This is a genomic window from Nonomuraea sp. NPDC005983 (genome assembly GCF_040614375.1).
GTDB lineage: Bacteria > Actinomycetota > Actinomycetes > Streptosporangiales > Streptosporangiaceae > Nonomuraea.
On record NZ_JBEXUP010000101.1, the window covers coordinates 22,546 to 32,557 of the forward strand.

The following is a 10,012-nucleotide window of genomic DNA, read 5'->3' on the forward strand; positions in this document are numbered from 1 at the left end:
GGAGCGTACCTATGACAACGTGCCGGTTGTGCGGGTCGGCCGACCTCGCCGGGGTCGTCGACCTCGGGGCCACGCCCCCGTGCGAGCTGTTCCTCACCGCGGAGCAGCTCGACCAGCCCGAGCAGACCTACCCGTTGCACCTGCGGGTGTGCACGAGCTGCTGGCTGGCGCAGCTCCCGCCGCTGATCACGCCCGAGGACACGTTCACCGAGTACGCCTACTTCTCCTCCTACTCGACGTCGTGGGTGGAGCACGCCCGCGTGTTCGTCGCGGGCCTCACGCTCAAGCCCGGCGCGTTCGTGGTGGAGGTGGCCAGCAACGACGGCTACCTGCTCCAGCACGTGGTCGAGCGGGGTGTCAGGTGCCTCGGCATCGAGCCGTCGGCCAACGTGGGCCGCGCGGCCGTCGAGCGGGGGGTGCCGACCGTCACCGAGTTCCTGACGCCCGAGCTGGGGCGGCGCATCAGGCAGGAGCACGGCCCGGCGGACGTGGTCGTGGCCAACAACGTCTACGCGCACATCCCGGACGTGGTGGGCTTCACCGAGGGCCTGCGCGCCCTGGTGGCCGACGACGGGCTGGTCTCCATCGAGGTGCAGCACCTGCTCACGCTGATGGAGCTGAACCAGTACGACACGATCTACCACGAGCACTTCCAGTACTACACGGTCGCCTCCGCCCAGCGGGCGCTGGCCAGCGGTGGCCTGACCCTGGTGGACGTGGAGCTGCTGCCGACGCACGGCGGCTCCATCAGGCTGCTGGCCAGGCCGCGCGGCGAGCCGTCGCACCGGGTCACGGACGTCCTCGCGCTGGAGAAGGCCGCCGGGCTGCACGACCTGTCGGGCTACGCCGACTTCGCGGCGCGGGTCGCGAAGGTCCGCCGCGACCTGCTCAGGTTCCTCATCGACGCGGCCGAGGAGGGCAGGACCGTCGCCGGGTACGGGGCGCCGGGCAAGGGCAACACGCTGCTCAACCACTGCGGCATCCGGACCGACCTGCTGCCGTACACGGTGGACCGCAACCCGTACAAGCACGGCAGGTTCACGCCCGGCACGCGGATCCCGATCCTGCCGCCCGAGACGATCGCCCGAGACCGGCCCGACTACGTGCTCGTGCTGCCCTGGAACCTGCGGTCGGAGCTGGTCGAGCAGCTGTCCTTCGTCCGGGAGTGGGGCGGCCGGCTGGTCTTCCCCATTCCGAGGCTGGTGGTGGTCTCGTGAAGGTCGTCCTGTTCTGCGGTGGGCGGGGCTCCCGGATGCGCAGCGACCTGCCGGGCGGCGACATGCCCAAGCCGATGCAGCTCGTCGGCCCCCGGCCGCTGGTCTGGCATGTGATGCGGTACTACGCGCACTTCGGGCACAAGGAGTTCGTGCTCTGCCTCGGCTACGGGGCCCAGCACATCAAGGACTTCTTCCTGACCTACCAGGAGACCGTCTCCAACGACTTCGTGTTGTCCGGCGGCCAGGTGCGGCTGCTGTCGGCGGACATCTCCGACTGGACGATCACCCTGGCCGACACCGGCGTGGACTCGCCGATCGGGGAGCGGCTGCGCAGGGTCCGCGAGCACCTCGACGGTGAGGAGATGTTCCTCGCCAACTACGCCGACGTGCTCACCGACGCGCCGCTGCACGACATCGTGGAACGGTTCAGCGCCAGCGGGGCGGGCGCGTCGATGATGGTGGTCCCGCCGACCAACACCTTCCACGTCATCGAGCTCGGCGAGCGCGGGCTGGTGGGCGGCATCACGCCGGTCGCCGATATGCCGCTCTGGGTGAACGGCGGCTTCTTCGTCCTCACGCCGGAGATCTTCGAGCACATCCCGGAGAACGGCGACCTGGTGGCCGACGGCTGCGCCGAGCTGGCCAAGCGCGGGCGGCTGGTCGCCTACCCGCACCGCGGCTACTGGCGGCCGAGCGACACCGTGAACCAGCGGCTGGAGCTGGACCGGGCCTGGGCGCGAGGGGAGCGCCCGTGGGCGCTGTGGGAAGCATGACCGGCCTGCGGCCTTCGGGGTGCGACCGCGTCGTGGCGCTCGGCGCGCACTGCGACGACATCGCGATCGGGGCGGGCGCCACGCTGACGGCCATCTGCCTGGCCAGGCCGGGTGTCAGGGTCGACGCGCTGGTGCTCTCCGGCGGCGGCACCGACCGGGAGCAGGAGGAACGCGCCGCCCTCGCGGCGTTCTGCCCGGGCGCCGACCTCAGGCTCACCGTCCTCAAGATCCCGGACGGCCGCCTCCCCGCCCACTGGGAAGAGGCCAAGAACGCGCTGGAGGACCTGCGGGCGCAGACCGAGCCCGACCTGATCCTCGCCCCCTGGAAGGGCGACGCCCACCAGGACCACCGCGGCCTGGCCAGGCTCGTGCCCACCGCCTTCCGCGGCCACCTCGCGCTCGGCTACGAGATCGTCAAGTGGGACGGCGACCTCGGCCGCCCCTCGGTCTACCAGCCGATCACACCCGAGCTGGCCGAGACGAAGGTGACGCTCCTGCAGCAGCACTACCCCTCGCAGCGGCACCGCCCCTGGTACGACAGGGAGGCCTTCCTCGGCCTGGCCCGCATCCGGGGCATCGAGTGCGGCGCCCGCTACGCGGAGGCGTTCCACGCGGACAAGTTGACCGTAGACCTGGCCGGAGGCTGACATGCGGGTACTTCTGACGGGACACCAGGGCTACCTGGGCACGGTGATGGCCCCCGTGCTGGCGGGAGCCGGGCACGAGGTGCGCGGCCTCGACTCGGGCCTGTTCGCCGACTGCGTGCTGGGCCCCCGCCCGGCCGATCCGCCGACGCACGCCGTGGACCTGCGGGACGTCCCCCCGGAGCTGCTGGCGGGCTTCGACGCGGTGGTGCACCTGGCCGCGCTGTCGAACGACCCGCTCGGGTCGCTCGCGCCGGAGCTGACCTACGACATCAACCACCACGCGTCCGTCCGGCTGGCCAGGGTGGCCCGTGACGCCGGGGTGCGCAGGTTCCTGTACGCCTCCACCTGCTCCGTCTACGGCGCCTCCGGCGGCGACGACCTGGTCGGCGAGGACGCGCCGTTGCGCCCCGTCACCCCGTACGCCGAGTCGAAGGTGCGGGTCGAGGACGACGTGGCCGCGCTGGCCGACGACGACTTCACGCCGGTGTTCATGCGCAACGCGACGGCCTTCGGCTTCTCGCCCAGGCTGCGCGCCGACATCGTGCTGAACAACCTGGTCGGGCACGCCTTCCTGGCGGGCGAGGTGCGGGTGCTCTCCGACGGCACGCCGTGGCGCCCGCTGGTGCACGCGCAGGACATCGCCGCGGCGTTCGCCCAGGCGCTCGCCGCCCCGCGCGAGGCCGTGCACAACCAGGCCTTCAACATCGGCACCGAGGAGAACAACGTGACGGTGGCCGAGATCGCCGCCCAGGTGGTGGAGGCGGTGCCGGGCTCCGTCCTGCGCATCACCGGTGAGACCGGCGCCGACCCGCGCTCCTACCGGGTGGACTTCTCCAGGGTCCGGGCCGCGCTGCCCGGCTTCACCGCCCGCTGGACGGTCAAGGACGGCGCGAACGAGCTCGTCCGGGCGTACCGGACGTACAGCCTGAGCAGGCACGACTTCGACCGGATGTTCACCCGCCTGGCCCGGCTGTCCGACCGTCGCGCGGTCGGCTCCCTCGACGAGACGCTGCGCCCATGACGGGCGCCATGACGGGGCCGGAGATGCACGCCCTGATCGAGCGGCTCTACCCCATCTGCCGCAGCATCACGGGCGACGGCGTGCGGCGGACGCTGGAGCTCGTCGGCGAGCACCTGCCGCTGACGGTCTCGGAGGTGCCCACCGGGACGCAGGTCCTGGATTGGAACGTGCCGAGGGAGTGGAACGTCCGCGACGCCTACGTCAAGGACGCCTCGGGCCGCCGGGTGGTCGACTTCCGCGCGTCCAACCTGCACGTGCTCGGCTACAGCGTGCCGGTCTCCGGCGTGTTCACGCTGGAGGAGCTGCGCCCGCACCTGCACACGCTGCCGGACCAGCCGGATCTGGTGCCGTACCGCACCAGCTACTACGCCGAGACGTGGGGCTTCTGCCTCAGCCGGCACACTCTCGACGCCATGGACGAGGGCCCCTACGAGGTGCTCATCGACTCGACGCTGGAGGACGGCCACCTCACCTACGCCGAGCACGTGCTGCCCGGCCAGGTCGAGGACGAGGTGCTGATCTCCTGCCACGTCTGCCATCCGTCGCTCGCCAACGACAACCTCGCCGGCGTCGCCGTGGCCGTGGCGCTGGCAGGACGGCTCGCCGACCCGTACTACACCTACCGGTTCCTGTTCGCGCCGGGCACGATCGGCGCGATCACCTGGCTGGCCCGCAACGACACCGGCAGGATCAGGCACGGGCTCACCCTGGCCTGCGCGGGCGACCCCGGCACGCTCACCTACAAGCGCAGCAGGCGTGGCGACGCCGCGATCGACCGCGCCGTCACGCACGTGCTCAGGGGCCGGCCGCACACGGTCCTCGACTTCTCCCCGTACGGCTACGACGAGCGGCAGTTCTGCTCGCCGGGGTTCGACCTGCCGGTCGGCAGCCTGACCAGGACCCCGTACGCGGGCTACCCCGAGTACCACACCTCGGCCGACAACCCCGGCTTCGTCTCGCCCGAGGCGCTGGCCGACACCCTGGAGACGCTCTGGCAGGTCACCAGGGTGCTGGAGGGCGACCGGAGCTACGTCAACCTGAGCCCGTACGGCGAGCCGCAGCTGGGCCGGCGCGGCCTCTACGGCTCGCTCGGCGGAAGGAGTGACACGAAACAGGCCCAGATGGCGATGTTGTGGGTGTTGAACCTTTCCGACGGAGAGCACTCCCTGCTCGAGATCGCCGACAGATCGGGCATGCCCTTCGCGGTCGTGGCCGAGGCCGCGGACGCGCTCACCGGTGCGGGACTCCTGAAGGAGCGAGCATGACGAACCTGCGAGTCGGCGATCTCGTGGAAGTGCTCAGCGAGGCCGAGATCCTGGCCACCCTCGACGAGAAGGGCGAACTGGACAGCCTGCCGTTCATGCCGGAGATGGCGAGGTTCTGCGGGCAGCGGATGACCGTCCACAAGGTGGCGCACAAGGTCTGCGACACGATCGGGCACGGCCGGATGCGGCGCATGGAGCGGGCCGTGCACCTGACCGGCGCCCGCTGTGACGGGCAGGGCCACGGCGGCTGCCAGACCGCCTGCTCGCTCTATTTCAAGGAGGCCTGGGTCAGGAAGGTCGAGCCGGACACGTCGCACCGCGAGCCCGCGCGCGACCCGCGACTGCTGCCTCTGCTGGAGATCAACAGCAGGAAGGCCCCGGGCCCCGAAGGGGCGGAGCGCTTCTCCTGCCAGGCCACCGAGCTGCACCGGGCCGCGCCGACGTGCCTGCCGCTGAAGGACGTCAGGCAGTACGTCGCCGACGTCCGCACCGGCAACACGGGCGTGCTGGTCACCCTGCGCGGGCTGTTCTTCGCCGCGTTCAACCGCTACCAGAAGATCTCCAAGCGGCTGCTGCCCCGATGGCTGTGGATCAGGGGCGGCCTGGCCTGGGGCTGGGTCCCCGGAGGGGCCGCGGGCAGCACCCCGACCGGCACGCTCGACCTGCAGCCGGGCGAGCTGGTGCGGATCAAACCCAAGGCGGAGATCCTGCGCACGCTCAACCAGGACCGGCTCAACCGGGGCCTGGGCTTCGAGGAGGAGATGGCCCGCCACTGCGGCAGGACCGCGCGAGTGGTGGCCAGGGTCGAACGCTGCCTGGACGAGCGCACCGGCGAGATGCTGCGGATGAAGAACCCGTGCATCGCCCTGGAGGAGGTCGTCTGCGGTGGCGTGTACAGCGTCAACTGCCCGCGCGAGTTCGTTCCGTTCTGGCGGGAGATCTGGCTCGAGCGGATCAACGAGTCGTAAAGGGCGATCATGGAGCGAGTTCAGGGCGACACCGCCGGCTCGATCGGCAAGCTGGCCGGGCGGGGCCTGCGATGGGGGCTGTTCGGCAACCTGGTGACCAGGGTCGGCTCGTTCGCCATGGGGCTGGTGCTCGCCCGCCTGCTCGCTCCCGAGGACTTCGGCCTCTACGCCGTCGCGCTCGCCGCGACCATGTTCGTGATGTCCGTCAAGGACGTGGGCATCATGGCCGCGGTCGTGCAGTGGCGCGGCCGGGTGGAGGACGTGACACCCACCGCGACGCTGGTGTCGTTCGTGACGGCCATGGCGATGTACGGGCTGTTCTGGGTGGGCGCCCCGGCGTTCTCGCAGCTGGCCGGGTCCGAGGCCGCCACGCCCGTGGTGCGGCTGCTGACCGCGGTGATCCTGGTGGAGGGGTTCACCGCGATCCGCAGCGCCATGCTGCTGCGCAGGTTCCAGCAGGACGTCCTCACCAAGGCGGTCGCCGCCGGGTTCGTGGTGAACGCGGGCGTGGCCGTCACCCTGGCCGCCGAAGGGGCGGGGGCGTACAGCTTCGCCTGGGGGCAGGTCGCCGCGGCCGTGGTCACCGGGGTGATCGTGCTGTTCGCCGCCCGGATGCCGATCAGGGTCGGGTTCGACGCGCCGACCGCGCGCAGCCTCATCGCGTTCGGCATCCCGTCCGCGGCCGGGGTCGGGCTGGAGAGCCTGCTGCAGAACGCCGGGTACATCGTGGTCGGCAACGTCATGGGCGCGTCCTGGCTGGGCTACTTCCTGCTCGCCTTCAACGTCTCCAGCTGGGTGCCGGGGCTGGTCGGCAACGCCGTCCGCAACGTCGCCATCCCCGGCTTCTCCCGGCTGGCGGAGGAGCGGCCCGAGGCGCTCTCCGCGGGGGTGCGCAAGGCCGTCCCGCTGCTGGTGACCGCCGTGCTGCCGCTCGCGGTCGTGATGGGCGTGCTCGCCCACCCGCTGATCTCGTTCCTGTACGGCGACAAGTGGGGGCAGTCGGCGGGCGTGCTGCGCTGGCTGGCGATCGTCATGGTGGTGCGGATGCTGGCCGCCCTCGCCTACGACGCGCTCACCTCCCAGGGCGCGACGGGCTCCACGGTCTGGATGAACCTCGGTTTCGGTGTCGCGCTGGTTCCGGCCCTGATCCTCGGCGCGCACCTCGACGGCATCAGGGGCGCCGCCATCGGCCAGGCCGCCGTCTCGCTGCTCGTGATGCTGCCGCTGGCGGCGTTCTTCCTGCGCAGGGCCGGGGTGGACCTGCGCGGGACGCTGCCCGAGCTGGTCCGCCCGCTGGGCGCGGGCCTGCTGGCCGCCGGCGTGGCCGCGCTGCTCGACAGGCTGCTCGGGGCGGGCGACCCGCTGCCGCGCCTCTGCGTCGCCGGTGGTGGCGCGCTGCTCGTCTACATCCTGGCCGCCGTGCCCGTCACCCAGCTCAGAAGGCTGGTCCCGTCGCTGTCGAAGGAACCACGATGACTACCTCGGACGCCCTGGTCACCATCGGACTGCCGACCTACAACGGCGCCGACCGGCTCGAACGGACCATCCTGTCCGTCCTCGGCCAGGATCACCCCCACCTCGAACTGGTGATCTCGGACAACGCGTCCACCGACGGCACCGAGCAGCTGTGCCGCGACTTCGCGGCCACCGACCCCCGCATCGTCTACCACCGCCAGCCGCAGAACGTCGGAGCCGTCGCGAACTTCACCCAGGCCATGCGGATGAGCAGGGGCGAGTTCTTCCGGTGGATCGGCGACGACGACTGGATCGCGCCGAACTGCGTCTCCCGCTCGCTGCGCGCGTTCGCGGCCGACGAGCGGCTGGTGCTGGTCACCGCCCAGACGTCCTACACCAGCGAGGGCAGGACCCACACCGCCAGGTACGAGGGCGCCGCGCTCGGCTCCGACGACCCGGCCGAGCGGTTCGCCGAGATGCTGAGGCTGCTCACCGAGAGCTACGACGTGATCGACCCGCTGTACGGCATGCAGCGGCGCAGCGTGGGCGCGGCGATCCCGCGGCCCGTCCTGGTCCGCGAGGACGAGCTGGCCGCCGCCCGGTACGCGCTGGCGGGGCCGTGGGCGCACGTCAACGAGGTGCTGTCGCACCGCAACTGGTTGAAGGCCCGGCCCACCCGGATGAGCAGGCGCTTCCAGCTCCCCGCGTGGCGCGGCTACTTCGCGAACATCCTGCTCAGCAGGGAGCTGCTGCGCGCCGTCGACGAGGCCGGCCTCACCTCCGACCAGCGGCGCCGGGCCCGCGCCGCCGTCCTCAGGTCGTACGTCGCGCGGCAGCGGCTGGTCGTCAGGCGGGGCGGGCGCAAGCTCACCCGGCTTGCGTCCGCGATCGTCACAGGGCGGTCGTGAGGGATCTCGGGGGAGGAAGCAAGGGAAAGGCACCACATGACCACCGTCTTCAGCAACAGCTCCGTTGACGACGACGCGCGCCGCGAGCTGCTGTTCCGGGGCGAGGTGTTCGTCTACCCGGCGACGGCCGCGTCCGGGGAGCTCGTCGCGTTCGCCCGGGAGCTGGTCGCGGAGGCGTTCGGCGACCTCGACCCGCGGACGGCCCAGCACGAGCTGCCCGTCGAGGCGTTCGCCGCGCTCCTCGCCGAGCTCAAACCGAGGTTCATCCATCACCCCGAGTGCGAGAGGTTGCTGCCCGAGGTGATGCGGAGCATGGGAATGGATCTGGAGAAGACCTACTTCGACGTGCCGAGGTTACGCACGTCCACCTCCGACCACTACCTCGACTCCGGCATCTCCTACGCCTACCACGCGCACAGGGACTGCTGGTACGCCGCGCCGTTCTGCCAGGTCAACTGGTGGATCCCGGTGTACGACGTGGTGCCGGAGAACGTCTTCGCGCTGCACCCGCAGTACTTCGACAGGCCGGTGGCCAACGGCAGCGGGCGCTACGACTACGCCGTCTGGACGGCCGTCGACCGCCCCCAGGCCGCGCTGCACGTCCACAACGACACCAGGGAGCAGCCGAAGCCCGAGGAGGAGCTGGACCTGCACGCGCAGATCCGGGTCGTGCCCGAGCCCGGCGGGATCATGCTGTTCTCCGGCGCTCAGCTGCACTCCACGGTGCCGAACACCTCGGGCACGACCCGTTTCAGCATCGACTTCAGGACCGTGCACCTCGACGACGTGACGGCCCGCAACGGCGCCCCCAACGTGGACGCCACCTGCCGCGGCACCACGCTGCGCGACTTCAGGCGCGGCTCGGACCTGCGCGGCATGCCCGAGGAGCTCGCCCTGCAGTACGAGAAGGAGGCGCTGGCCAAGGCCGGCTGACCCCGGCAGGCTCCCTCGCCCGGACATCCGGGCGAGGGACGTAACAGCAGAGATGGCACAACGATGTACATATGTCAGGGCGTAGGCGCTGAGGCGCTTACAGAGGGGGATGCTGACTCGTGAAATTCTGGAAGGCGCTCTTCGGCCTTCTCCGCCGAAGAGCTGTGGGTCCCCCTGTCGTCGTGGTCGCCGCGGTGCTCGCCCTGGCGGCGTTCCTGATCGTTCCGTCCAGGTACGTGTCGAGCAACATCCTGATGCTCGCGCCACCCGTCAACGGCGGCATCACCAACACCAACCCGCTGGAGCCCAGGGGCGGCACCAACCCGCTGCTGCTGCAGACCGAGGGCCTGCGCACGGCCGTGGCGACCCTGGTGCTGACGTTCACCGTGGAAGAGGTGCGCACCGAGGTCGGCGCGCCCAAGAACGGGCCCACCAAGCTGACCGTCAACGACGGCAGCACGCAGCCGCAGCTCATCGGCATGAACGGCCCCTTCGTCTACGTGGAGGCCGAGAGCACCTCGCCCGCCCTGGCCACCGCGGTCGTGCACCGGACCCGCGAGCGGCTCGCCGCCGAGCTGGACTGGCGCCAGCGCAACCTGCGCGCCCCCGCCAACACCTTCGTCGGGATCACGGACGTGGTGCCGCAGTCGGAGCCGGAGGCGTCCTACACCGACCGCGCGATGGCGGCGGCGCTGGCGTTCGGGCTCGGTGTCTTCCTCGGCCTCAGCGGAGCGTACGGCGTGCTGCGGGTCAGGGCGTCGCGGGCCGCGCGCCGCACGGCGGACGGCCCGCAGGCCGCCCCGGACGAGGTGCCCGACCCGTGGG

General features: G+C 71.3%; 10 protein-coding genes. All 10 read left to right on the top strand.

Annotated features, from left to right (window positions below; all coding sequences use genetic code 11):
* The first annotated feature begins 11 nt into the window (after positions 1 to 11).
* The gene (locus tag ABZ297_RS33350; RefSeq protein WP_355354633.1) at positions 12 to 1,217 is read left to right on the top strand and encodes a class I SAM-dependent methyltransferase; all 1,206 of its coding nucleotides are present in this window, start codon (positions 12 to 14) and stop codon (positions 1,215 to 1,217) included.
* Positions 1,214 to 1,990 carry a glucose-1-phosphate cytidylyltransferase gene (locus tag ABZ297_RS33355; RefSeq protein ID WP_355354636.1) on the top strand — a complete coding sequence of 259 codons (777 nt, stop codon included), beginning with the start codon at positions 1,214 to 1,216 and terminating at the stop codon, positions 1,988 to 1,990. Before ABZ297_RS33350 ends, ABZ297_RS33355 begins: the two co-directional genes overlap by 4 nt.
* Positions 1,969 to 2,637, top strand: coding sequence for a PIG-L deacetylase family protein (locus ABZ297_RS33360; protein WP_355354639.1), 669 nt, complete (start codon positions 1,969 to 1,971; stop codon positions 2,635 to 2,637). Before ABZ297_RS33355 ends, ABZ297_RS33360 begins: the two co-directional genes overlap by 22 nt.
* A 1-nt stretch (position 2,638) precedes the next feature.
* Positions 2,639 to 3,658, top strand: coding sequence for an SDR family oxidoreductase (locus ABZ297_RS33365; protein ID WP_355354642.1), 1,020 nt, complete (start codon positions 2,639 to 2,641; stop codon positions 3,656 to 3,658).
* Positions 3,655 to 4,923: a DUF4910 domain-containing protein gene (locus ABZ297_RS33370; protein ID WP_355354645.1), complete on the top strand. Its 1,269-nt coding sequence runs from the start codon at positions 3,655 to 3,657 to the stop codon at positions 4,921 to 4,923. The genes ABZ297_RS33365 and ABZ297_RS33370 overlap by 4 nt, the downstream gene beginning before the upstream one ends.
* Positions 4,920 to 5,891, top strand: coding sequence for a hypothetical protein (locus ABZ297_RS33375; RefSeq protein ID WP_355354648.1), 972 nt, complete (start codon positions 4,920 to 4,922; stop codon positions 5,889 to 5,891). The genes ABZ297_RS33370 and ABZ297_RS33375 overlap by 4 nt, the downstream gene beginning before the upstream one ends.
* Before the next feature lie 9 nt (positions 5,892 to 5,900).
* Positions 5,901 to 7,367 carry a lipopolysaccharide biosynthesis protein gene (locus ABZ297_RS33380; protein ID WP_355354651.1) on the top strand — a complete coding sequence of 489 codons (1,467 nt, stop codon included), beginning with the start codon at positions 5,901 to 5,903 and terminating at the stop codon, positions 7,365 to 7,367.
* Positions 7,364 to 8,254 (top strand): glycosyltransferase family 2 protein, encoded by an 891-nt coding sequence (locus ABZ297_RS33385; protein WP_355354654.1) that lies wholly within the window; start codon positions 7,364 to 7,366, stop codon positions 8,252 to 8,254. The genes ABZ297_RS33380 and ABZ297_RS33385 overlap by 4 nt, the downstream gene beginning before the upstream one ends.
* Positions 8,255 to 8,290: 36 nt before the next feature.
* Positions 8,291 to 9,187, top strand: coding sequence for a hypothetical protein (locus ABZ297_RS33390; protein ID WP_355354657.1), 897 nt, complete (start codon positions 8,291 to 8,293; stop codon positions 9,185 to 9,187).
* A 164-nt stretch (positions 9,188 to 9,351) separates the two neighbouring features.
* Positions 9,352 to 10,012: hypothetical protein (locus ABZ297_RS33395; protein ID WP_355354660.1), on the top strand; the 661-nt coding region annotated here is incomplete at its 3' end.